Here is a 24,570-nt window from a genome sequence, read left to right as displayed (position 1 = left end):
ACGGGATTTTTCGGTCCGGAACGTACGCCAAAACATCGAGGGCGTGGTAGATGAAGACTGGACCGTATCAGGCCGTACATTGCGCAAAAGCAGCGTCGCGTCTGCCCGTTAGCTCTTCGAGCGACACCCCCGCAATATCGAAGCGGAGTTCGTGCATGTCCATGCCGGAACGGTAGCCGCCGGGCCAGACGCTGGTCAGTTCGAAGCCGCAATGCTGGAAGAACGGCGAGACCTGAGGCGAGGTGTCGACGGTGACGTAGCGCGTGGGCGGTTCGGCTGAGGTGGCGACATGGAGCAGGCGTTCGAACAGCAGCAGCTTGCCGAGGCCCGAGCCATGGTACGTCCGCGCGACCATGCCCCAGAAGAGCAGCGCCTTGTTGTAATGCTCCCAGATCTCGTAGCCGCCGAACGCGCCGGGGACGCCGTCGACGTCGACCACGAATGCCGGGCCGTCGGGCTCGTTGAGCGTCTCCTCCAGCCATTCGCGGTCGCCGGCGCCGAAATACTCGGGGAGGTTCGAATCGAAGATCGCGAGGACGGCGGCGCGGTCCTTCTCCTCGTAGCGGCGGGTCAGGATTCTCGTCATGGCTGGCTCCACTGCGCGATGGTTTCGATCGCGTCGGCGGTGGAACGGCTCCAGCAGCGCGAAGTGCCTTCGAAGGTCGCGGTCGCATGGGTCGGATCGATCACGACGGTTTCGATCGATTCGGGGCGGATGCGACGCGGTTCGCCGATGAGCTTCGCGTGCGCTTCCTTGATCGTCCAGCGGCGGAGCCAAGCTTGGGGCTGGGCGAGGGCGGGCAGGCGGCGGAGCGCGTCGGCTTCCGTCGGGGTGAGCATGTCCCAGAGCGGAGGGTGGTCGTCGATGACCTCGCGGTCGACAGCGATCGGTGCGCGCGCAACGCCGATTAGGGCGTGTGCACCGCGACTGGAGAGGCTGAGATACCAGCCACCGGGAGCGGAAACGATCGGCGCGCCGGCCGCACTGCGTGTCAGTCGAACATCGTCAGAGTCGCCGGCCAGTTTGCGGATGAGCGCAACGGCCAGGCCGTGTCGGATCGCGCGCGCATCGCCGGGCCGGCCGGCAGCGTACGGTCCAGACTCGGCAACGCTCCACGCGATTGGAGACTGCCCGTCCCAGACGAGCGCGTCGAGCGGACCGTCGTGCCAGACCGGCGTCACGTCGCGACGGCGATCCGCGCCGGGCTCCCGTCCCAGCTAGTGCCGTCCGGCAAGGTCTCGCCCTTCATCACCACCGACAGGTCGCCGAGCTGCGCGTCGGCGCCGATCTCCGCGTCGTACAGCACGATCGCGAGCGAACCGATCGTCGCGCGGTCGCCGACGCGGATCGCGCCGACCTTCATCACGCGGTCCTCGAACAGATGCGTCTGCAAGCCGGCGAAATCGTTGAGCGCGACGTCGTCGCCGATATCGACGAGGTCGTGCTCCGTCAGGTCGGTGGTGTCGATGTAGCAACGCTTGCCGATCCGCGCGCCCATCAGGCGGAGGTACAGCGCAATCCACGGCGTTCCCCGGAGTGGCTCGAGCAAATTGGCGACCGCCAGATTCTCGTAGGTTGCGGTGACGAGTTCGGTGCGCCAGACGAAAATGCTCCAGAGCGGCGCGGTGGTGACCTTGTAGCGGCCAACGACGAGCCATTTGAGCGCGAGGACGAAGATCCCACAGGCGAGGCAGAAGCCGACGTACAGAAAGGGGAAGGTCGCCGCTACGACCAGCGCACCGTTGTCGAGATCGTCGAGGTCGCCGACCACCGACAGCAGCAAGCTGAAGAACACCAGGAACGCGGTCAGCGACAGCGTGGTGCGGACCGCCTCGATCGACAGGCGCGTGGCGATCAGCGCGCGCGACGGATTGAACCGCGCGCCCTCGTCGAACATCGTGTTGACCTGGCGCACCGGCAGCTTGATCGCGGGCGAGCCGAACCAGGTGCTACCCGCCTCGGTGGCGAGCGCGGGGTCGCTCGGCGGCTTCGAGAGCACGCCGACGAGCACCTCGTCGCCGATCTGCGTCCCGCCCGGCAGCAGCGCGGAATTGCCGATGAAGCTGCGGCGGCCGATCTTCGTGTGCGCCAGTTCGATCGTGCCGTGGCCAATCCGCGCCGCGCCGAAGATCACCGAGTCCGCGATGAAACTCTCCTCGCCGATTTCGACCAGGTCGGGCACGATCGCGCTGGCGGTCGAGATTTCCGCACGCCGGCCGACCTTCACGCCGAGCGCGCGATACCACGGCACCACGTACAGCGTTGCGAAGATCGGGTGGAGCAGGCGCAGCGCGAGGTCGTTGATCTGCTGCACGAACCAGTAGCGGACGTAGAATCCGCTGTTCAGCGCATACACCGCGGGTGCGACGCGACCGAGGATCAGGCGCTTGGCCGCCACCGTCAGCACGCACATCATCACGACATAGGTGACCGCGAGCAGTGGCGCGACCGCGACATAGGCATAGCCGCTGGTCGCCCAGTCGAGCTCGATCAGCGCGATCAGGCCGGGCGCGATCGGCAGGATCGCGACCAGCGGCAGGATCAGCGCGCACAGGAACAGGCCGATCGCCGGCCCGGCGTTGCGCGGGGCTGCGATGGCGGGGCGGCGAGGCGCATCGCCGTCGTGCGCGGCGGGCGAGCCTGCCCAGCGCTGGCCGGCGGGGATGGTCGTATCGGCGGGCAGCGCGGACAGATCGTCGAGCATAGCGTCGTCGCCAAGCGCCGCGTTGCGGCCGACCACCGCCATCGACCCGACGAACGCGCCCTTGCCGAGCTTGACGGTGCCGAGCCGCAGTAACCCGCGCTCGACCGAGCTGGTCGACAGCACCGACTGATCGCTGATGATCGCATCGTCGTCGGCGTGGAGCAGGTCGGCGGTGTCGATGATCCCGGTGCCGATATGAACGCGCTGGCCGATCTTCGCGCCCATCATCCGGTAATAACCGCGGATCATCGGCGTGCCCGCGAGATACGGCGTCGCGGTGACGCCGATGATCCGGCGGACCAGCCACCAGCGGAAATAATAGCTGCCCCAGAGCGGATAATCGCCCGCCTTGAACCGCCCGACGATCAGCCATTTGAGCGCGATCGACAGGAACATCGACGCGATCGGCACGACCGTGAAGAACAGCCCGCTGAGGATCAGCGCGTCGACCCGTGGCATGTCGCCCGCGAGATGCGTGTAGGCCAGATAGGGCGAGAACCATTGGAGGCCCGCCAGCGTGTAGATCGGCAGCAGCGCGAGCGTCTGCGCGGCGACGCACAGCCGGCGCTTCCACGGCGCGATATGGTGGAAGCTGGTCTCGTCGAGGATCGCGACGGGCGTTGTGCCACCGATCCGTAGCGCGAGCGCGCGAATGGTGGGCGCGGCGTAGACGTCCTCGAGCGACAGCCCTTCAAGGCCACGGACCTTTCGCGCTGCCGAAACCAACCGAGCGGCCTTCAGCGAATGGCCGCCGAGATCCTCGAACAGGTCGTCGAGCACCGATACCGGCTGCGGCGCGAACGCCTCGGCCCAGACACGGTGCAGGCTTTCCTCCATCGGCGTGGCGGGCGCGACCATCTCGCGGTCCGATGTCACGGTGATCTCGGGCTTGACCAGCGCCTTGCGGTCGACTTTCCCCGAAGCGGGGAGCGTCGGCATTTGCGACAGCAACTGGTAGCCCGTGGGGCGCATGTAATTGGGGAGCCGCTCGGCGACGCGGGCCTTGAGGCCGACCATGTCGATTTCCTCCGCCGGACGCGCGATCAGGAACGCGGCGAGGAACTCCGAGCCGTCGCCGTCGGTGAAGAGCTGGACGACGGTCTGCGCGACGCCGGGCCATTCGCCGATCACCGCCTCGATCTCGGCGAGTTCGACGCGGAAGCCGCGGATCTTCACCTGCGTATCGATCCTGCCGACGAAATCGATGTCGCGCGCCGCGTCGAGCTTCACCAGGTCGCCCGACCGGTAGATGCGTTCGGGGGCACCGGAAGGCCCGTCGAACGGCGTCATGATGAACTTCTCAGCGGTCAGGTCTGGGCGATTAACGTAGCCGACGCCGACGCCGGGACCGCCGATCACGAGTTCGCCTTCCTGGCCGTCGGGGACCGGCTGCATATGCTCGTCCACCACCCAGGCGGTGTAGCCGGGGAGCGGCTTGCCGATCGTGATGCGCTGGCCGGGGAAGACCTCGGTCCAGGTCGCGGTGACCGACGTCTCTGTCGGGCCGTAGGTGTTGAGCAACCGCAACCCCGGACGTGCGAGCCGCCGTGGCAGGTCGGCCGGACACGCTTCGCCGCCCATGTTGAGCAGGCGTAGCGTCGGCACCGGATGCTCGACCAGCGCGATCAGCGAGGGGACCACGTGCCAGATCGTCGTGTTCGCCTCGGCGAGCGCGATCGCCACGTCGGGCCCGCTGGTCGCCAGCGCCTCGGTCGCGACCAGCACGACCGCACCGACGAAGAACGCGCTCCACATCGTCTCGACCGACATGTCGAATGCGAGGCTGAACCCGCCGAACACGACGTCGGCCGGGGTCAGGTCGAGGATCGCGCTTTCCGAGCGGACCAGGTGGCACGCATTACCGTGCGAGATCATCACGCCCTTGGGGCGGCCGGTCGTGCCCGAGGTGTAGATGATGTAGGCGAGGTCCTGCGGGGTGGCCTGCGTGACGTCGCGGCCGATCGGTTCGGACGGCTCAGCCGCGAGATCGCCCAGCGCCGCATCGAGGGCGAGCGTTTTTCCCTTGAGGTTGGCGACGCGGCTGGCGACCGTGATCGTCAGCGCGGCTTCGCTGTCCTCGACGATGAAGTCGATCCGGTCCTGCGGATAGCCCCAGTCGACCGGCACATAGGCAGCGCCCGCGCGCAGCACGCCGAGGATCGCCATATACTGGTCGAGCCCGCGCGGCAGGCACAGCACGACGCGGTCGCCGCGGCCGATCCCCATCGCGCGGAGGCGGTGCGCGAGCGCGAGGCTGCGCGTGGCGAGATCGGTGTAGGTCCACTCGGTCTTTCGGTCGAATTCCTCGTCCGCACCGATCAGCCGCAGCGCGGTCGCGTCGGGATGCAGCGCGCGCGTCGCGTCGAAGATCTCGTGCAGCAGTTCGTCACGGGCGTAAGGCTCTGCGGCACGCAACGCAGGGGCGGGGGCGATCGACGGGTAAGCCGTCCTTGCTAAAATGGCGGTATCGGAAGGGCTTACCGGCGTGTCTTGCTGCATACTCAAGCCTTAGACGATGTCGAACGCCATTTGCTACTCGTCATCGGCGTACAGGAAAACCTTCGAAATCATCCGCCCGGCGCGAATGGAGGGCATGGCCAGAGAAGGCTTGCAGCGCTTTCGGTGCTGACTTACACCCCTACTACACCTTCGTCGGGAATCTTCACATGCGCGCCTCATGCCTCATCGGTTTCACCGCTCTCCTGCTGTCGTCGACCGCGCATGCAAGTCCGAAGGCGATGACGGAAGCGCCCGCCAAGGCGGTAATCGTACCCGATGCGAGCGCACCGAAGGGGCGTCTGTCCGATGCGGCGATACCTAAGGCGTATCGCCTCGACTTCACCATTTTGCCCGAGGCTGACCGGTTTTCGGGACATGACGAGATCGACGTCACGCTGAAGGCTGCGACAAAATCCCTGTATATTCACGGACGCGACCTGAAAATTGGCAAGGCGGTCGCGATGGTAGGTGGCAAGGCTACCCCGGCGATCTTCACGCAGGTCGATCAGAGTGGCACAGCGCGGCTGGACTTCGCGAATGTCCTGCCGGCCGGCGCGGCGACGCTGGCGTTCGATTATACGGGCAGTTTCGGAGACACCGCTTCCGGCCTGTTCCACGTCAAGGTCGGCGATGCCTGGTACAGCTGGACGCAGTTCGAAAGCATCGATGCGCGCGCTGCGTTTCCCGGGTTCGACGAGCCTGGCTTCAAGACGCCGTTCACCGTGTCCGTCACGACGCATCCAGGTCTGGTCGTGATCGGCAACGCGCCGAAGGTGTCCGTCACGAAGGTCGCCGGGGGAATGGAGAAGCATCAGCTCGCGGTAACCAAGCCATTGCCCACGTATCTCGTTGCGTTCGATACGGGGCCGTTCGTTCACCAGACCGGGACGATCCCGGCGACCCCCGAACGGTCAACGCCGATGCCGTATGGCGCCGTCGCGACGCACGCGCAGAAGGACAAGATGGGCTATGTGACGGCGGAGACGCCACGCATCGTGTCCCTGCTCGAGCAATATTTCGGCGAGCCGTTCCCGTTCCCCAAGCTCGACCAGATCGGCACGCCGATCATGCCGGGCGCGATGGAAAACGCGGGCGCGGACACCTATGGCGACGGCATCATCTTCCTCTCGCCCGGTGCGACGACGTCCGACAAGCAGGCGTTCGGGATGATCGTCGCGCACGAACTATCGCACCAATGGTTCGGCGACCTCGTCACGCCGGCGTGGTGGGACGACATCTGGCTGAACGAGAGCTTCGCCAACTGGATGGGCTATCGCATCGGCAATGCCTGGCGGCCCGAGCTCAACATCGGCGTCGGTGCGCTGGATGAGGGCTTCGGCACGATGAACACCGATGCGCTGGAGGTGGGACGCCCGATCCACCAGCCGATCACCGACAACGGCCAGATCGATTCCGCGTTCGACGGCATAACCTACGGCAAGGGCGGGCAGGTCGTCGCGATGATCGCGGCCTATCTCGGCGACGAGAAGTTCAAGGCGGGGGTCCGCCTTCACTTAAAGCGTCACGCGTATGGCAACGCGACATCCGAGCAGTTCTTCCAGTCGATCTCGGATGCGGCGAAGGATCCGCGCGTGCTGTCCGCGCTGAAATCGTTCGTCGACCAGCAGGGCGTTCCGGTCATCGACGTCCGGCGGCAGGGTAACGGCATCGTCGCGTCCCAGTCGCGCTATGCCTTCCTGGGATCGTCCCCGCCGCCATTGAGCTGGACGATCCCGTTCTGCGTTCGGGTCGGCGCGGCGAAGCAATGCACGCTGCTCGACAAGACCGTGACGTCGATTGCCGCGCCCGCCTCGGGCCTGATAATGCCGAACGTCGGCGGTGCGGGCTATTACCGTTTCGACATGGCACCGGCGGATTGGCAGGCGTTGATCGCGGCTTCGGGCACGTTGTCACCGGGCGAGGCGCTCGCCACCACCGACAGTCTGTGGGCTGCGTTCCGCGCGGGCAAGGCACCGGCCGCATGGCTGTTCGCGGAAGCGCGTGCGGTCGCGGCGAACCCGGATTCGACCGCCAGCATCGACGGCGGGCGGCGGATTGCCGGGTTGCGCTCGCGCGGCTTGATCTCGGCCGCTTCGCTGCCTGCCTACCGCACACTGTTGGCCTCGATCTACACACCGCGCCTGACCGCACTTGGGTTCAACCCGGCAGCGGGCGCCTATGCAAAGGATGATCCAGGTCGGCAGAACCTGCGCCACGAACTGGTCAATCTCGTCGCGGACGACGCGCGAGACGTTGCTGTCCGGACCAAGTTGAAGACGGCTGGCGAAAAATACCTAGCGGGCGACACCGCGGCGCTCGATTCCGGCTTTCTCGGAGCTGCGCTGACCGTGGTGGCAGAGGAGGGCGGTCTGCCTGCTGCGAAGATGCTGGTCGACAAGGCGTTATCGAGCGAGGACCCGGGCTTTCGCCAAGCCGCTCTCGGTGCCGCTGCGTCCAGTGGGCGGCCCGACGCCGCCAATTATCTCCTGTCGCTCGAAGACAAGCGGATGCGGAGCTATGACAGGATCGGGCTGATCTTCGGCGTCGCCGGCAATGCGGGAACGCGCGATCTCGGCATCGACTGGATCCTGGCGAACTACGACAAGCTTCTCGCCGGTGGCAACGGCATCTTCATCACCAGCCGCCTGCCGCAGGCGCTCGCGGTCCAGTGCGGTGCCGATCAGGCGGATCGGATCGATGCCAGGGTCGGCGCCTCGATCCGCAAGGCTAACGTCGGGTTGCTAAATTATCAGCGCACGCTGGAGAGCATTCGCCATTGCGGTGTATTGCGCCAGGCGAAGTCCGCGGAGATCGCAGCGGCTCTTGCGAACGCGAAGTAGCGCGCAAGGAGGGGGCTGAGCCAGCCCGGCGTGGCGTCGTCGGGCTCTTCACACGGCATCTAGCAGCGTTCACCATTGAACCGCATACGCTGAGCCAGGGACGATCGCTTATGACGATTAGGGCGTCGTCATTATACGTAAGCTGTTCAGGTTACCTAGGCACCTTGGAACAACCCGGAAATCATCCGAAATTTGTCGCAGATCGATAATATACATTATGTTAAATATGCGATGGCGGTGGCGATAGGATCAGCGTCTTTCCGACGACCCGCCACGAACCCAGCCGCGACAGAAAGTTCATGCCGAGAATGTCCGTCTCTTCGAAAGCCGGCGACGTCACGATTCCCAAGTCGGTCATGACGATATTGCCGACGACTACGCGTTTCGCGGTCGCCGACCGTGCGGTGACCTGGCCGTTGGCGGTTGATAGAATTACGGGAAACGGACTTTCACCGAGATCGAGGCCGGCCGCCTTGGCAGTCTGCATCGACAATGCCGTCGTCGTGGCACCGCTATCGATCAGCATGCGCCGACCGACCCCGTTGATCTCCACGTTCGCCCAGAAATGACCGTCGTCTGCCATGCGTATGCGCGTTTCGGTTCCGCTGACCTGTTGATCGTCGAACATCGCAATGACGCCGGACAGTCGATCGCGTTGGCTCGCAATCAGGAGACCGACGGCGAAGATGCCTACCCATGCCAGCGCCATCTTGAGCATCGGCTTGACGGCGCTTCGCCTAGCAACCAGCGCCGAAAGCGGCAGGATCAGCATCACGGCGTACAGCGCGAACTGGGCTGCACGGTCTGCGGTCATGCGTCGAGTACGAGCCCGTCATAACCAGGCTCGACACCCTTCGGAAGTTCGGCGATCAAGCTCGCATAGTCCATGCTGTGGTCCATATGGATAAGCGCGGTTCGCCCCGGCCGCAGTCGGTCGACCCATCCAAGCACGGCCGGCAATTCCATATGTGTTGGATGCGGTCGTCGTCGCAACGCATCGACGACCCAGACGTCGAGGTCTTCGTAAAGCCTGGCCATATCGTCGGTCATGATATTGAAATCGGTAGCATATCCGATCGAAGCGCCACCCGCTTCGAACCGCAATCCAGCCGCGTGGATGTTACCGTGAGGTTGATCGGTAACGCGAATTTCGATTCCGCCTATCGTCAGCCGATCGGGTAGCGTTTCTGCCGCGATCGTCGGCGGGTAGCCGGCTCGGCCATGGAATGCGTAGGTGAAGCGCGAGTCCAGCGCCGCGAGCGTGGCGGGTCGCGCATAGCCGCGTACCGGCGTTCCCGCGGCGTGGTAGAGCTGGCGCAGGTCGTCGATACCGTGGCAGTGGTCCGCGTGATCGTGCGTCCAGATAACGGCGTCGACCCGGTCGACGTCGGCCGCGAGAAGTTGCTCGCGCATGTCCGGGCTGGTGTCGATCAGGATGCGCGTACCATCATGCTCGATCAGCGCGGACGCGCGCGTGCGGCGGTTGCGTGGTTCGGCAGGATCGCAATCGCCCCAGTCGTTGCCGATCCGCGGGACGCCGGACGACGTGCCCGATCCGAGAATCGTGATTCTCATGCGCGCGTCTTGCCGAACAGCGTGTGGAAATTCTCGGCCGTACGGCGCGATAAGTCTTCGACATCCTCACCGCGCAAGTCGGCCAGGAATTTCGCCGTGTCGGCGACGAAGCCCGGCTCTCCGGTCTTGCCACGATGCGGGACCGGCGCGAGAAACGGTGCGTCGGTCTCGATCAGAAACCTCTCGATGGGCAAGCGCGCGGCCGTCTCTTGCAGATCACGTGCGTTCTTGAAGGTGACGATACCCGATATCGAAATATAAAGGCCCATGTCCAACGCCTTGTCGGCGAAAGCTCCGCTTGCGGTGAAACAGTGGATGACGCCGGGATAGGCCCCCTTCCCCATTTCCTCTGCCATGATCGCAGCGGTATCGTCCTCGGCATCGCGTGTGTGGACGACGATCGGCAACCCGGTCTCGCGCGATGCCGTTATGTGCGCGCGAAAGCTCGCTTGCTGGCGGGCGCGGTCCGACGTGTCGCGGAAGTAGTCCAGGCCACTTTCGCCCAGCCCCACCACACGAGGATGCCGTGCCCGCTCGATCAGCTTGGCGGCATCGACATCGGGATAGGTGTCCGCCTCGTTCGGATGGATGCCGATCGTTGCCCAGACGTCGGGCTCGCGCTCGGCGGTCGCGACGATATCATCCCACTCGCTCTCACGGGTCGAGATGTTGAGCATCGCCGTCACCCCCCGCGCGCGCGCGCGGGCAAGTACGGCTTGCTGATCCTCGACGAGCCCCTTGTAGTTGAGGTGGCAATGGCTGTCGGCGAGCATCAGGCCTCCGCGGGCAGTTCGAGACGGGGGAAGACGGGGGATGGTGGCGTAATCCGGAAGTCGGACGCAGCCACCCGGTCGTACCAGCGATCATCGTCGATCGCGGCATGATCGCGCTCGACCGCGCCAATCTGATCGAGCACTTTACCGGCGGAGTCCGGCACGACCGGCAGGATCGCGATCGCCAGCATGCGGATCGCGCGCACCAGCGTACGCAACACGGCGTGCATCCGGTCGGGATCGGTCTTGCGCAGTGCCCAGGGCGCCTGTGCGTCGATATACTGGTTGCAAGCGAACACGCCCCGCATCCAGGCCTCGATACCCTGCGACAAGGCCAGATCCGTAAACCCTGCCTTGAAGCCCGCACATGCGACGATGACCTCCTCGATCAAAATGCCATCCGCCTCCTGGACCGTGCCAGCAGAGGGAAACACGCCTTCCAAGTTCTTGGCGATGAAGGACAAAGTCCGCTGCGCCAGATTGCCGAAGCTGTTCGCCAGTTCGGCGTTCACACGGGTCACGATCGCCTCGGGAGAATAGCTCCCGTCCTGACCGAAGCTGACCTCCCGCAGGAAGAAATACCGCAGGGCGTCAACGCCGAACGCGTCCGCCAACGCCATCGGATCGACGACGTTGCCGACCGACTTGGACATCTTTTCCCCGCGTGTGAGCAGGAAGCCGTGACCGAACACGCTTTTCGGCAGCGGAATGTTCGCGGACAGCAGGAACGCGGGCCAGTACACCGCGTGGAACCGGACGATATCCTTGCCGATCAAATGGATATCGGCGGGCCAGAACTTCGCCTTGTCGCCCGCCATGTCGGGATAACCGATACCGGTCAGATAGTTCGTCAGCGCGTCGACCCACACATACATGACGTGGCCGGGGCTGTCGGGCACCGGCACGCCCCAGTCAAAGCTGGTACGCGACACCGACAGATCCTTCAGGCCACCCTCGACGAAGCGCATCACCTCGTTGCGGCGGCTTTCGGGGCGAATAAAGTCCGGGTTGGCGGCGTAGAGATCGAGCAGCGGCTGCTGATATTTCGACAGGCGGAAGAACCACGTTTCCTCGGCGGTCCATTCGACCGGCGTACCTTGCGGCGAACGGCGATCATCGCCCTCCCCGGTCAGTTCGGATTCATCATAGAACGCCTCGTCGCGAACCGAATACCAGCCCTCGTAGCGATCGAGATACAGATCGCCCGAGTCCGCCATAGCCTGCCAGATGGCACGGCTTGCGGCATAGTGATCCGCGTCCACGGTACGAATGAAACGGTCATAGGAAATGCCAAGACGATCGGCCATCACGCTGAAATGCGACGACATCTCGTCTGCGAATGCGCGTACCGGAATGCCTCGGTCCCGCGCGGCCTGCGCCATCTTCAGACCATGCTCGTCGGTACCGGTCTGGAACAGCACGTCGCGTCCCGCTTGACGCTGGAACCGGGCGATCGCGTCGGCGGCGATCATCTCATAGGCATGGCCGATATGCGGACGGCCATTGGGATAGTGGATCGCGGTGGTGATATAAAAGGGGTCGGCCATGCCGCGCTCCTAGAGCATCGGTCCGATCAGGTGAAGCCCACGCTAAGACCCCACCGGGACGCTTGTGCGATTCCGCCGCTTACTGACGCAGCGACGCGACGATCCCGGCCATTTCGAAGACGGTCGCCTGCGCATCCAGCGAAAGTCCAACCGCCGCGCCGGCAAGATCTCGCGCAGCCGCATGGGCATCGAGCGCGGTACGCAAAGCGGGTCCGGATCGCGTGCGCGCCTGGTCGGCGACAAAGGCTTGCGCGCGGTCCAGGAACGCCTCGTATCGCGGTTGCGACGTCTTGCTCCCCAGCGCTTTCGCCAGTTTCAGGCGTCGGCCATTATCACGGTCACCGTCGCGCGCGATCTCGGCAAGCGCGCTGTCGATGCCGGCGATGTCCAGGCCGGCATAGCGTAGCGCCCGCCCCGGCGCCCCGTCGCTGGCACGGACGAGCGCGGCGACCTCTTCGTCATCCGCTTCGGGGCGGAGTGCGCGGATCGCTTTCGTCACCTCGTCTTGACCCAGTGCTTCGAACCGCAGCAATCGGCACCGCGACCGGATCGTCGGCAGCAGTCGCCCGGGCGCGTGGCTGACGAGCAGGAAGATCGTTCCAGCGGGCGGCTCCTCGAGGTTCTTGAGCAACGCATTGGCACCGCCGCGTTCGAGATCGTCAATCGCATCGATCACCACCACGCGGCGCGCACTCATCGACGGCGTCGTCGCGAACAGCGGCTGGAGCGTGCGGACCTGCGCGATGGTGATGCTTCGCGCCAGGTCCTGGTCGGGTTTCTCCGGATCCTTTGGAAGACGCGCGAGCACACGGTAGTCCGGGTGAGACCCCGCCTCGATCAACGACCGCGTGCGGTCGCCCTGCGGCACGTCGAACCCAGCCGGAGTGGCATCGGGATTGGCGCCGTCAGCCAGCATCCGCATCGCCGCCAGCCGCGCGAAACTCGCCTTGCCGACGCCTTGCGGTCCGGTCAGCAGCCAGGCGTGATGCAGCGCGCCGCCACGCATCGCCGCAAGGAAAGCGGACTGCGCGGCGGCGTTGCCGAATATCTCAGTCATGCCCGTCGCGCGTCCGGGACATGCATCGTCATCCGAAGAACCCGGTCAGGCCAGCCCAGGCACGTCCGAAGAAGCCGGCTACGGCAACATCCTTGTCTGCGACTAGCGGCATGCGCTGCTGCAGGCCGTCCGACGTCGTTACGACGAGGTCGGCGATGTGCTGGCCAGCCTTGATCGGCGCCTTGATCGGGCCCTCGTACACGACCTTCGCAGTAAGGTTCGGCGAGGTACCGGCGGGCAAAGTCACGGTCAGTGCCTTGGGCGCGACGAGACCGACCGACGAGGCATCGCCGAGCTGGACCGCTGCGGTCTCGACCTTCTTGCCCTTGGCGACGATCGGCTTCGACTGCCATGCGCGAAAGCCCCACTCCATGAACCGCACTGATTCTTCTGCGCGCTGCCCCGCGCTTGTCAGGCCGGCGACGACCATGACCAGGCGACGCCCGTTTTGCACGGCCGAGCCGGTGAAGCCGTAGCCTGCCTCCTCGGTATGCCCGGTCTTCAAGCCATCGGCACCGGCGACACGACCAAGGATCGGATCGCGGTTTGCCTGGGTGATGGCGCTGCCGCCCATCGTCTTGCCCCAGGTGAAGTCGCGCTTCGAGTAGAACTGCTTGTAGAGGTCTGGATAGTTGTTGATCGTCGCGGCGGCGAGTTCGGCAAGGTCATGTGCAGTGACGTAGGTGACGCCGTTGTCGGGCCAACCGTTCGCGGTACCGAAATGGCTGTCCTTGAGGCCGAGTTCGGCTGCCTTGCGGTTCATCCGCTCGGTGAATGCCTGCTCCGAACCGGAGATCCCTTCGGCAAGCACGATGCACGCGTCGTTACCCGATAGCGTGACGATGCCGTAAAGCAGGTTGGCGACGCTGACGTTCTCACCGGACGACAGGAACATCGTCGAACCGGCGGTCGGGCCATGCCATTTCGCCCAGGTCTCGGGGCGCACGGTCATCATCTGGTCGAGCTTCAACTCGCCCTTCTTGACCATGTCGAACGCGACATAGACCGTCATCATCTTGGCGAGCGACGCCGGCGGCATGCGGCGGTCGGCATCACGCGAGAACAACACCGCGCCGGAGGACAGGTCTTCCATGTACGCGATCGGCGCGGCGGTCTGGAACTGCGGCGCAGCGGCGATGGACGGATGCGCCAGCGCGAGGGCGGCAAGCGGTGCGACGATCAGCTTCTTCATGGGGTATTCCGTGAGCAAAAGGGAACTCAATCCGTGGGCAGGACCTGGGCATCGCCATAGCCGCGCTCGGCGACCGCGTCACGCGCGCGTTGCAGGCTGATAGCATCTTTGAACGGGCCGATGCGGACGCGGTACAGGCCACCGCCTTCGACCACGTCGGCATCGAGGCGTTTGGCCAATGCGGTCGCGCGCGCTTCGTTCGAGAAGGTCGCGACCTGCAGCCGATACCGACGGCCGGGTACCAGCGTCACCGGTGCACGAGACGGCAGGGTGTGGATGCTCATCGCGCGGGTATAGGCGGCGGGTTGCAGGGCGACCGCCTTACCCGCACGAAGCAGTGAGGCATCCCGAATGGACGGCACGATCGCACGGATACGGACTGTTGCGACCTGATGGCGGTCGGTGCCGAGCATGTGCGCCGCGGCACGGGACAGGTCGATCATCCGATCACGACGACCGGGACCGCGATCGTTGATGCGGACCAAGATCGACCGGCCGGTCTCGATCGAGGTGACTTCGACGAAAGACCCGAGCGGCAGCGTGCGATGCGCCGCGGTCATCGCATCCGGATCGAACGCTTCGCCCGATGCCGTGCGGTTGCCCGACAATTCGTCGCCGTACAAGCTTGCCGTGCCGGTATCCTGATAGCTGCCGTACAGTCCGCCGCCAGCCGACAGGATCGCGCCACCGCTTTCGCGCGCGTGACCACAGGCGGCGAGCGCGAACGCCAGGCTCAGGGCCCTAGCGCTCGACCGCATCGGCCAGCAATCCGACCGACAGCGCATAGAAATTCGAGCAATTGTAATCGAGGATCACGCGGTAGTTGCTGGTCAACAGATACGCCGTCGCCCCTGGGCCATCCGGTTCGAGCAACGTCGCCATCACCGAACCGTCCAGCGACCGACCGCTCTGCGGGCTGACCCCCAGGGTGCGCCACTCGGCGATGGTCCGCCAGCCGCTATGCCGTTCGAACACGCGCGGGCAGCGCGGCGAGACGAGGCGGTTGCGGACCTGCGATCGATCGAACCCGGCGGGCACGTTGACCGCGACCCCCCAGGGCTGACCAGCGCGCCAGCCGGCGTCGACGAAATAGTTGCCGATCGACGCGAGCGTGTCGGCGGGGCTGTTCCATATATCCGCACGGCCGTCGCCATCGCCGTCTCGCGCGATCCGCAGGTAGATGGACGGCAGGAACTGCGGGTTGCCCATGGCCCCTGCCCAGCTTCCCTTCAATTGCGACCGCGTCACGCCGCGATCGAGCATCTTCAATCCAGCAATGAACTCGCCCGCGAACAGCGACCTCCGACGGCCTTCATAGGCGAGGCTCGCGAGCGATCGCAGGAGATCGAAGTCGCCCGTATAGCTGCCGTAGTTCGTCTCATGGCCCCAGATCGCGACCATCACCGATTCGGGAACACCGGTCTGCTGCTCGATCCGCTGCAGTCGATAGCGTTGCGCCTGATAGGTCTGGCGACCGCGAGCGATCCTCGCCGCGTCGACATGCTGGGTTCGATACGGCGCGAAGGCGGGTATCGCGCTGGAGTTCGTCGCGCCCGGCTGTGCTCGGTCGAGTTCGATCACGCGGGGGTTGAGCGTCAGCGTCGGAAAGACCGCATCCGCCGTACGCGCGCTGACACCATCGGCCAGCGCCTGCTGACGCAGTTCGCGCATGTACGACTGAAACCCTGCGTCGTCCTGCGCGACCGCCGGTCCGCCGACGGACAGCATTGCGATCGCACCGAAAGCGCCGTTGCGCAGCCAAGTCGCTGCTCGTGTTACCCCACCCATGCCGAAGGATGTGCCACAGACACCAGCGGATCGGAACCTCGCACCGTCGCACGGTTGCCACGCACAGGCGCTTGATCGCGCGGAGCGGAAGCGTATCGCACGACCCCGCCCCGTCGCTCGAGACCGCTGGCACCGCCTAATAGCTATCCTTCATCGGGCACGGCACCTTTTACCCTGTCGGCAATTCCGGCTATCGGCCTGCCATTCGCGGGACGGCGGTGGCAAACACTGAGACCGACGGGACGAGGAGTAATGCCGTGATCGAAGTCAATTTCGATGGAATCGTCGGTCCGACGCATAATTATGCGGGGCTCTCGATCGGCAACCGTGCGTCGTCCGCCAACGCCGGTGCGGTGTCCGCCCCGCGTCTTGCCGCGCTTCAGGGCATGGGCAAGATGCGTCGGCTGATAGCCATGGGGCTGAAGCAAGGCATCTTCCTGCCGCACGTCAGGCCCCAAGTCGATTGGTTGAGGACGCTAGGTTTCGCGGGATCCGATGCGGAAGTCCTGGCGTCCGCGTGGGCTGCCGACAGAGCGCTCGTTGCCAACGCGATGTCGGCGTCTTCGATGTGGACCGCGAATGCGGGCACGGTTTCCCCGGCGACCGACACCCGTGACGGCCTTTGCCATATCTCGGTCGCGAACCTGTCGACGATGCCGCACCGCGCGATCGAGGCGGTGCAGACCGAACGACAACTCCGCCTCGCGTTTTCGGACGCGCGGTATTTCCGGGTGCATCCCCCCCTGCCCGCCGCATTCGGGGATGAAGGCGCAGCCAACTTCATGCGGCTGGTCTCGCCCGCAGGCGGCGCTGCGGTAGAGATGTTCGTCTATGGCGAGGGTCAGGCGGGTGGCTTCCCCTCGCGTCAGCACCGCAGCGCGAGCGAGGCGGTCGCACGCCGCCACGGCCTCGATCCCGGCCATACGCTGATGGTTCGGCAAAGCGCGGCGGCGATCGCGGCGGGTGCTTTCCATAATGACGTGGTTGTGGTGGCTAACGGTCACGTCCTGTTCGCACATGAGCAGGCGTTCGCCGATCCTCGCGCGCTGTACGATGCGGTGGCGGCGCTCGTCCCCGACGCGGTGGTCGTCGAGGTTCCGGCAGATCGCGTGAGCCTCGACACGGCGATCCGGACATATCTGTTCAATTCCCAGCTGGTCACGATGCCGGATGGGGGAATGACCCTTGTCCTGCCGGCCGAAGCACGTGAGCATGCCGACGTCTGGACTTGGCTGTCGGAATTGATCGCAGCCGGGGGGCCGATCACCCGACTGCAGATCGTCGACGTCCGCGAATCGATGCGCAACGGCGGCGGTCCCGCGTGTCTCCGGCTTCGCGTTCAGGTCGATGCGGAAGCGTTTGCGGCGATCGATCGCCGCTTCCTGCTCGATGGTGCGGCCTGTGACCGGATCGAGGCCGTCATTGCGCGCGAATGGCCCGAAGCGATTGCGCCCGATGATCTGGGTAATCCACATCTTTGGGAGCAGTGTCTCCGTGCCCGCTCGGCCTTGACCACAGCGCTCGGTTTCAGCCCTGACGAGATCTGATCGGTGGCGCACTCTCGCCACGAGTGCGCCACCGGGTCGCTTTCGGATCCAGACTACACCGACGTTCAGGGTCGAATCATACCCCTCGAACAGGTTGCCCGTCGCCGAACTGCCGTCGTTGTACGGACTGCGATAGCCGACGGATCCGCGCGCGCTGAACGTCTTGTCCTCGTAATAGAGCGTGCCGTTATACGCGCGCTTCGACAGGCCGTAGAGCGCTGCGGTGCGCGGCGCGTTCGGCAACGCACCGAGCACGACGCATTCGCCCCAGCGCCATTGGACGAATTAGCGCCTATCGCCGCCCCAAGCGTTCAGCCATCATCGCCGGACATCGAGGCCGCCGGCCAGGTATGCGTCGATATCCGCTTGGCGGAACAGGCTCGCATCGCCCGGCAACGAATGTTTCAGCGCCGCGAGCGCCAAGCCGATGCGCGCGGTTTCGGCGAAGTCCTTGCCCGACCGCAGGCCATGCAGGATACCCGCCGCGAACGCGTCGCCGCCGCCGATCCGATCGACGATACCGGCCAGCACGACCTCGTCGGTCTGAACGCTAGCGTCGCGCGTATCGATCCTCGCGGAAAGGCGGTGGAGGTCGACGTGTTCGACATGACGCGCGGTCGACGCGATCATCTGCAAGCGAGGAAACGCGGCGAACGCCGCCTCCGTCGCCTCGCGCCGGCGATCCTCGGCCTCGCCGGAGAAGTCGCGATCGAGCAGCAGGGCGATGTCGCGGTGATTGCCGAACATCAGGTCCGCATGCTCGACGAGTTGCGTCAGGATCGCGCGCGGGTTCGAGTCCCACCGTTCCCACAGCTTGCCGCGCCAATTGCCGTCGAACGAGACCGCAATTCCGCGTTCGGTCGCGGCACGAACCGCGGCCAGCGCAGCCTCCGCCGGGACCGGGCCGAGCGCCGGGGTGATGCCGGACAGATGCAGCCGATCGACGCCGTCGAGCAGCGAAGTCCAGTCCCAGGTGTCAGCAGGTGCCTCCGCGAACGACGACCAGGCCCGGTCGTAGATGACTTCGGTGGCGCGAAGGCCTGCGCCCGACGTCACGAAATACAGCCCCATCCGGTCGCCGCCCAGGGTGATCGTCGACGTGTCGACACCGTGTCCACGCAACGTCGTTATCGCCGCGCGGCCGAGATCGTTGTCGGGGACCATCGTTGCCATCCCGACGTCGTGGCCGAGCCGTGCAAGCTGCGTTACGACGTTCGCCTCGGCGCCTGCGACCCAAACGTCGAGCTTCGGGGTCTGCAACAGCAACTCGCGACCCGGCGGGGAAAGCCGTAACATGATCTCGCCGAACGCCAGGAATTTCGTCATATTACCCCTTCGTCTGATCCGCCCAGCAAAGGGAGGAAGGCCTTTGCTTGGTCGTGGTGGAGCGTGCGTGCCACGATGGATACGCCAGCGGAAGCCCCTTCCCGTTAGCGTGAGACTGGCCCCCGCTTCCGTGCCGGGACGAACGTCACCGAGCGAGCCAGCCGCCATCGATGGCGAGGATGTGGCTCTTCCTCCCGGGCGTCGATCGTATCCGCCTTGCAGCCGACGGCCTTTCGACGGTCGGCTCTGTCGAAAAGTCTATGATCCTTGGGCTACCCAGAAGACTGGATCGTCGACGGCTTCTCATCCGAGCGCCCCGAATGGACCGCCGACGGCTAGTTCAGCATGAAGGGCGGCGAGCTCTGGATGCCGCTCACCAAGCCAAAGGGTGGCGCCGCAGTCTCGCACGGCCAAGCGAATCCGACAATTTTGAGAAGCTCGCGCTTGGCACGAGATGGAGTTTTTTCGCCCACGTCCAAACGAGGCAAAGCGCGCATCGATCTCCGGCAACACGCTGACCCTCGCCGCTAACGGCTCCGTGCCTGTGAACTCATCTCCGCTGTGCTGATCGCCGGGGATACGCGGTACCGTTTCGAATGCGACTCCCGGCACCACTGCTGGGCTCCTCCTGTTCTACGACGACAAGCTTTATTGCGGTCTTGGCCTCGACGGCGATCGTTTCGTCACGCATCAATATGGCGCCCAGCGCGGCCGCCCCGCCAACCCGCATGGTCGTTCGATGCAGATCCACGTGACCAACAATCGCCACATCGTGACGTACGCCATGAGCGGCGACGGCGGCCGAACCTGGCATCGGTTCGATCGCGGGATGGAAGTGTCGGGTTACCACCACGACGTCCGCGGCGGCTGCGTGGTGCTGCGGACGGCGTAGACGCTGTGGGGAAAGGTAGCGCACGCTTCCGAAATTTCCGATTCTCTGCTATCTGATCGAGAATACCTGCCGGTCCTGTTGATCGCGCGCCTGCGTGCCTGCCGCGCGTCCAAAACCTTGGGGAGTCCGGTTTGCAGATTGTGACCTTGTGCCTGTTTCTGTTGCTTGCCGTCGTGGTCAGCGGCATCGCGTCGCGCATGCTGCCGTCGGCGCTGCCGCGTCCGCTGGTGCAGATCGCGCTCGGCGCACTCATCGGCATGGTTGCGCATGTCCGGGTCGAACTCGATCCCGAACTCTTCTTCCTGTTGCTCGTGCCGCCGCTCCTATTCCTCGATGGCTGGCGCATTCCCAAGGACGAACTCTTTCGCGATCGCGGAGCGGTGTTGGGACTCGCACTGGGGCTCGTCTTCCTCACCGTGCTGGGCATGGGCTTGTTCGTGCACTGGCTGATCCCGGCGATGCCGCTCGGCGTCGCGTTCGCGCTCGCAGCGGTAGTGTCGCCGACCGATCCTATCGCCGTCTCCGCGGTCGCCCAGAACGCGCCGATTCCGAAGCGGATGATGCATATCCTTGAGGGCGAGGCGTTGTTGAACGACGCGTCCGGTCTGGTCTGCGTCCGCTTTGCGATCGCCGCCGTACTGACCGGCACCTTCTCGTTCGCCGATGCCGCCGCGACGTTCGCGTGGATGGCGATTGCGGGCGTCGCGATCGGCGTCGGCGTTGCGCTCGGCATCGTCGCGACGAAGAGCGCCTTCGCACGACGGTTCGGCGACGAGGCCGGATCGAATATCCTCGTCAGCCTGCTGATCCCGTTCGCCGCCTATTTACTGGCCGAACATATCCACGCGTCTGGCGTTCTCGCTGCCGCTGCGGCTGGTATCGCGATGACCTTTGCCGACGCGACCACCGCGGTCGCCGCCGGAACGCGCATCCGCAGGCGCGCGGTGTGGGACATGCTGCAGTTCACCCTGAACGGCGTGATCTTCGTGCTGCTCGGCGAGCAACTGCCCGAGGTGTTCGTTCGCGCCCGCGACACCGTGACGTCGACCGGGCACGTCAGCCCGTGTTGGTTGGCCGTCTATGTCATTGCCGTCGTCGCCGGGTTGGCGATCCTTCGCTACGGCTGGGTCTGGGTTTCGCTCCAGTTCACGCTTCTTCGAGCACGGCGGCGCAACGATACGACCGCGGGCGAAAGCCCACCACGGCGCATCATCGCGGCGATGTCGTGCGCCGGCGCGCGTGGTGCCATCACCTTGGCAGGCGCGCTTACGCTGCCGTTGAGCCTCGCCGACGGTACGCCCTTCCCGGCGCGCGATCTCGTTATCTTCCTTGCGTCGGGCGTCATCCTGTCGTCGCTGGTCATTGCCGCAGTAGCGCTGCCGTTGCTGCTGCGGGGCCTCAGCCTGCCGCCCGAAACCGGCATCGGTGCCGCGCGCGATCAGGCTCGGCTGGTCGCTGCCAACGCCGCGATCGCCGAACTCGACCGTGTTCAACATCGGATGGCCGAGGGGCGTGACGATCCCGATCGTTTCACCGATGTCGCGGCGCGCTTGATGGACCAGTACCGCGAACGCATCGATAGCCTGTCGTCACGGCCGGAGGACCGCGCGCGGCAGGGCGACGTCAAGATCGAACGCGACATGCGGCTTGCGGCGGTGCGGGCTGAGCGCAACGCGATCTTCGACCTTGCACGACGCCGGGAGATTGGCGTCGAACTAGCGGAGCAACTCGGGCGCGAGCTCGACCTGATCGATGCGCGGTTGTCGCGGCAGGGCTTGGCTTAACCGGAGCGAAATAGCGCCCCGTCCGTCCGTGTGACTGAAACCGACGGGGCGCTGAAGGTACGCGTTACTTGGGCGATGCCTCTACTTCGCGATATGCCGTTCGAAGGTGAATTAGAAATGAACGAGGTGCCCCGCCCGTCCGTGCGACACTCTCGTATCCGGGCAGGGCACCGAGGACGCAGCGCCCTTCGGCAGCGCGTCACTGTCACTCAAGCTAGCAGGCGGCGGCGAAGTTAGAAGCGCAGTCCACCACGGGAAAGCCTCGCTTTGCCCGATATTTGTTCCAATAAGCATGGTGCTAAACCGCGCGAGACGGAGTTAGGTTTCGGGCGTGCCGGGCAACTTAACCTGGCGCAATGCTGCGATCATTTTCCGCGCGCCGGGCGGAGCTACGCGCCGGAATAGATCGAAGAGATCGTCGTCATCGAACGACTCGACATCCGTGCCGATCGGGAGTGCGATCGCTTGGCGGCTACGGGCGCCAGGCTGCGCTTCCAGGACGATCGTTCGCCACGCCATGCCGACCGGAGGCTCGCCGCTCACGTCGCCGAACTCGCCCATCACCATGTTGCGGATCCGTAGCCGGCGATCGGGATGCTTCTCGAACCAGGATGCGTCCCCCGCCGTCGCAATCTCGACCGCTAGTATCTTGCCGCTCATGTCTGTCGTCCATCACGTTACGTTCCGTGGCTGGTGTTGCCATATTGCCGCAGAGGCAAGCGCTATGTGGCTCGGTCGGAACGCGGCTATTGATAATAGTTATCAAAAACATTAGCGGGGCGCGATAACGTAAAGGGAATCATATGACACGTCGTCTTGGCATCGCCATCCTGCTGGGCTCCGCGGCTTTCGCCGCCGCGCCGGGCTATGCGCAGACTTTGCACGAAGACGCCTCGGACGTGATCGTCGTTACCGGACAGCATCCGCGAGACCAGGCGTCCTCCGGGACCAAGACCGATACGCCGCTCGCCGAGACGCCGCAGTCGATCACCGTCATCACCGCCGACGATATTGCCGGACGCAGTTTGCAGAACCTCAACCAGGCGCTCCGGTTCGTTGCTGGCGTGACCCCCGAAACGCGCGGGTCGAGCGGCGAGGTCTATGATCAGTTCAAGCTACGCGGCTTCGATGCCCCGGTCTATCTCGATGGCCTGAAGCAGTTCGGCAGCCCGTCGGGCTATGCGGTGCCACAGGTCGACGTCTCCCGGCTCGACCGGATCGAAGTCATCAAGGGCCCCGCATCGGTATTGTACGGCCAGTCGAGCCCCGGTGGCCTGGTCGCCGAATCGAGCAAGCTCCCGCTCGACCAGGCGCTTTACGGGGCGATCAGCGGCACCTACGGCAACTACGATCTCTACCGCATCGATGCCGATATCGGTGGCCGAGCGGGCGAAGGCGTCCTCTGGCGGATCAACGGCAGCGCGAACGGTGCCGACACGCAGCAGAAGTTCGGCAAGCGCGAGCGCCAGACGATCTCGGGCGCAGTAACGGCGGGTGCGGGCAGCTCGACCAGCTTCACGCTGCTCGGCGCCTACTCGCATGATCCATACAACGGCGACTACGGCGTGTTTCCCGCCAGCGGCACGTTGCTTGCCAACCCCAACGGCAAGTTGCCGACCAGCTTCGACGGCGGCGAGGCCGGCAACCGCTTCAGCCGTGAGCAGGCTGCGCTTACCTACATCTTCCGTCACGATTTCGGCGGCGGATGGGCATTCCGCTCGTCGGGTCGCTATCAGTATGTGAAGTCGGCGCTCGGGCTGATCTATACCGCAGGCGGGCTCGACACGACCGACCCGACGCAGCAGACTTTCAGCCGTGCATCCTACGCGACCCGCGAGCAGCTCAATAACTGGACGTTCGACAACCAGCTCTCCGGCACCGTCCAGACCGGCCCGATCAAGCACACGCTCCTGTTCGGCGTGGATCGCCAGGTTGCGCATTCGATCGAGGATTTCGCGTTCGGTTCGGCGCCATCGCTAAACGGGTTCGCCCCAGTTTATGGGACTGTCATTCCGCCACAAAGCGTCGCGGCAGTGCCGGACCCGTTCGGCGGCTATACCGTGATCCGCCAGCGCCAGCAGGGTCTTTACGCGCAGGACCAGATGGCGCTCGGCGCGCTTCGCGTCGTGCTCAGCGGCCGTCAGGACTGGGCGCGCGCGCAACAGATCGGCGGTGCCGCGAAGCACGACGAGAAGTTCACCTACCGTGCAGCGGCGCTCTACACGCTGCCATTCGGACTCGCGCCGTATGCGAGCTATTCGACGTCGTTCGAACAGCAGGCCGGCACCGTGCTCCGTCCCGATGGATCGTTCGGCATCGCCGATCCGTCGCTTGGTAAGCAGTTCGAGGCCGGCGCGAAGTTCACGATTCCGGGCACGCAGATACTGCTCTCGGGAGCGTGGTTCCGCATCGACCAGACCAACGTGCTGACCTCAACGCCGACGTTCTCGGTCTCGACGCAGACCGGCAAGGTCCGCTCGCAGGGCGTGGAATTCGAGGGTAGCGCGCCGCTGCCGTACGGCTTCAAAGCCCGAGCCGCCTATAGCCGTCAGCGCGTCAAGGTGACGCAGGATGTGAACGATCCAACGCGCGTCGGACGTGGGCTCGAAACCGTTGGGCGCGGCGGTGCGTCGCTAGGCCTCGATTGGGCACCGCCCGTCAGTGCCTTGGAAGGGCTGACGATCGGCGGCGCGGTGCGTCACGTTGACCAGGTCTATGCAGGCGTAACGCCGGGCGAGACCGCGGGCCGCAACAGCCCGTCCTATACGGTTTATGACGCGCTGATCCGCTACGACCTGGAGAAATTCGCCCCATCGCTGCGCGGGCTTAGCCTCGCCGTCAACGGTGCCAACATCTTCGACAAGAAGTATCTGACGTCGTGCTTCGCCAACTATAACTGGTGCTGGTACGGCAACCGCCGGACCGTGCAGGCGACGATCGGCTATCGTTTCTGAGTTGACGGCCTTGCCGCGATCGATGCCGCTCCGCGGTATGGATCGCAGTAGCGCCGACTGTTTTCGGGATCAGGCGACTTGGACGCCCGCT

General features: G+C 65.1%; 17 protein-coding genes and 1 pseudogene. 5 read left to right on the top strand and 13 right to left on the bottom strand.

The features are described 5' to 3' along the window. Positions 1 to 67: 67 nt before the first annotated feature. The 3 genes from AC59GX_RS17190 to AC59GX_RS17180 are packed head-to-tail and all read right to left on the bottom strand — an operon-like array spanning position 68 to position 5,204. Positions 68 to 586 carry a GNAT family N-acetyltransferase gene (locus AC59GX_RS17190; protein WP_497302114.1) on the bottom strand — a complete coding sequence of 173 codons (519 nt, stop codon included), beginning with the start codon at positions 584 to 586 and terminating at the stop codon, positions 68 to 70. Further along, positions 583 to 1,182 (bottom strand): 4'-phosphopantetheinyl transferase family protein, encoded by a 600-nt coding sequence (locus AC59GX_RS17185; protein ID WP_497302113.1) that lies wholly within the window; start codon positions 1,180 to 1,182, stop codon positions 583 to 585. Before AC59GX_RS17185 ends, AC59GX_RS17190 begins: the two co-directional genes overlap by 4 nt. Continuing rightward, positions 1,179 to 5,204, bottom strand: coding sequence for a Pls/PosA family non-ribosomal peptide synthetase (locus tag AC59GX_RS17180; RefSeq protein ID WP_426282121.1), 4,026 nt, complete (start codon positions 5,202 to 5,204; stop codon positions 1,179 to 1,181). The genes AC59GX_RS17185 and AC59GX_RS17180 overlap by 4 nt, the downstream gene beginning before the upstream one ends. A 167-nt stretch (positions 5,205 to 5,371) precedes the next feature. Here AC59GX_RS17180 and AC59GX_RS17175 point away from each other — a divergent pair, with 167 nt between their 5' ends. Beyond that, a complete protein-coding gene (locus AC59GX_RS17175; protein WP_426282122.1) occupies positions 5,372 to 8,044 on the top strand; it encodes a M1 family metallopeptidase in 2,673 nt (890 codons plus the stop codon). A gap of 220 nt (positions 8,045 to 8,264) precedes the next feature. Here the strand turns inward: AC59GX_RS17175 and AC59GX_RS17170 are convergent, their stop codons facing one another. The 8 genes from AC59GX_RS17170 to AC59GX_RS17135 form a co-directional block, all read right to left on the bottom strand. Next, positions 8,265 to 8,858, bottom strand: a complete 594-nt coding sequence (locus tag AC59GX_RS17170; RefSeq protein WP_426282123.1) for a retropepsin-like aspartic protease family protein — start codon at positions 8,856 to 8,858, stop codon at positions 8,265 to 8,267. Beyond that, entirely contained in the window at positions 8,855 to 9,619 is a 765-nt protein-coding gene (locus tag AC59GX_RS17165) for an MBL fold metallo-hydrolase (protein ID WP_426282124.1), read from the bottom strand. The genes AC59GX_RS17170 and AC59GX_RS17165 overlap by 4 nt, the downstream gene beginning before the upstream one ends. Continuing rightward, on the bottom strand, positions 9,616 to 10,392 hold the full coding sequence (locus AC59GX_RS17160) for a TatD family hydrolase (RefSeq protein ID WP_426282126.1): 777 nt from the start codon (positions 10,390 to 10,392) through the stop codon (positions 9,616 to 9,618). Before AC59GX_RS17160 ends, AC59GX_RS17165 begins: the two co-directional genes overlap by 4 nt. Beyond that, positions 10,392 to 11,939, bottom strand: coding sequence for a methionine--tRNA ligase (metG, locus tag AC59GX_RS17155; RefSeq protein WP_426282127.1), 1,548 nt, complete (start codon positions 11,937 to 11,939; stop codon positions 10,392 to 10,394). Before metG ends, AC59GX_RS17160 begins: the two co-directional genes overlap by 1 nt. Positions 11,940 to 12,018: 79 nt before the next feature. Continuing rightward, positions 12,019 to 12,996 carry a DNA polymerase III delta subunit-related protein gene (locus AC59GX_RS17150; RefSeq protein WP_426282128.1) on the bottom strand — a complete coding sequence of 326 codons (978 nt, stop codon included), beginning with the start codon at positions 12,994 to 12,996 and terminating at the stop codon, positions 12,019 to 12,021. A gap of 28 nt (positions 12,997 to 13,024) precedes the next feature. Continuing rightward, the gene (locus AC59GX_RS17145) at positions 13,025 to 14,188 is read right to left on the bottom strand and encodes a D-alanyl-D-alanine carboxypeptidase family protein (RefSeq protein WP_056058791.1); all 1,164 of its coding nucleotides are present in this window, start codon (positions 14,186 to 14,188) and stop codon (positions 13,025 to 13,027) included. 26 nt (positions 14,189 to 14,214) lie between these two features. Next, positions 14,215 to 14,946: a septal ring lytic transglycosylase RlpA family protein gene (locus AC59GX_RS17140; RefSeq protein ID WP_426282129.1), complete on the bottom strand. Its 732-nt coding sequence runs from the start codon at positions 14,944 to 14,946 to the stop codon at positions 14,215 to 14,217. Then, positions 14,930 to 15,916: a lytic murein transglycosylase gene (locus tag AC59GX_RS17135; protein ID WP_426282443.1), complete on the bottom strand. Its 987-nt coding sequence runs from the start codon at positions 15,914 to 15,916 to the stop codon at positions 14,930 to 14,932. The genes AC59GX_RS17140 and AC59GX_RS17135 overlap by 17 nt, the downstream gene beginning before the upstream one ends. 317 nt (positions 15,917 to 16,233) lie before the next feature. On the opposite strand from AC59GX_RS17135, the gene AC59GX_RS17130 reads away from it, so the two are divergent. Then, positions 16,234 to 17,523, top strand: a complete 1,290-nt coding sequence (locus AC59GX_RS17130; RefSeq protein WP_497302112.1) for an N-succinylarginine dihydrolase — start codon at positions 16,234 to 16,236, stop codon at positions 17,521 to 17,523. 318 nt (positions 17,524 to 17,841) lie between these two features. Here AC59GX_RS17130 and AC59GX_RS17125 read toward each other — a convergent pair whose 3' ends face one another. Then, positions 17,842 to 18,849, bottom strand: a complete 1,008-nt coding sequence (locus AC59GX_RS17125) for a sugar kinase (RefSeq protein WP_426282132.1) — start codon at positions 18,847 to 18,849, stop codon at positions 17,842 to 17,844. A 182-nt stretch (positions 18,850 to 19,031) separates the two neighbouring features. Here AC59GX_RS17125 and AC59GX_RS17120 point away from each other — a divergent pair. Then, positions 19,032 to 19,797, top strand: a pseudogene (locus tag AC59GX_RS17120) (hypothetical protein); the annotation flags it as partial. A 75-nt stretch (positions 19,798 to 19,872) separates the two neighbouring features. After that, on the top strand, positions 19,873 to 21,525 hold the full coding sequence (locus AC59GX_RS17115; RefSeq protein WP_426282133.1) for a Na+/H+ antiporter: 1,653 nt from the start codon (positions 19,873 to 19,875) through the stop codon (positions 21,523 to 21,525). Between the two features lie 318 nt (positions 21,526 to 21,843). On the opposite strand, the gene AC59GX_RS17110 is transcribed toward AC59GX_RS17115, so the two are convergent. Continuing rightward, complete coding sequence (locus AC59GX_RS17110; RefSeq protein ID WP_056481805.1) at positions 21,844 to 22,185, bottom strand: hypothetical protein; 342 nt, start codon at positions 22,183 to 22,185, stop codon at positions 21,844 to 21,846. A 143-nt stretch (positions 22,186 to 22,328) separates the two neighbouring features. Here AC59GX_RS17110 and AC59GX_RS17105 point away from each other — a divergent pair, with 143 nt between their 5' ends. Further along, positions 22,329 to 24,479 (top strand): TonB-dependent siderophore receptor, encoded by a 2,151-nt coding sequence (locus AC59GX_RS17105; RefSeq protein ID WP_426282134.1) that lies wholly within the window; start codon positions 22,329 to 22,331, stop codon positions 24,477 to 24,479. The last annotated feature ends 91 nt before the right edge of the window (positions 24,480 to 24,570 follow it).

Source organism: Sphingomonas sp. 320_CC (assembly GCF_059691795.1).
Note: the sequence above shows the minus strand (reverse complement) of the source record. Positions and strands in the feature narration are given on the sequence as shown.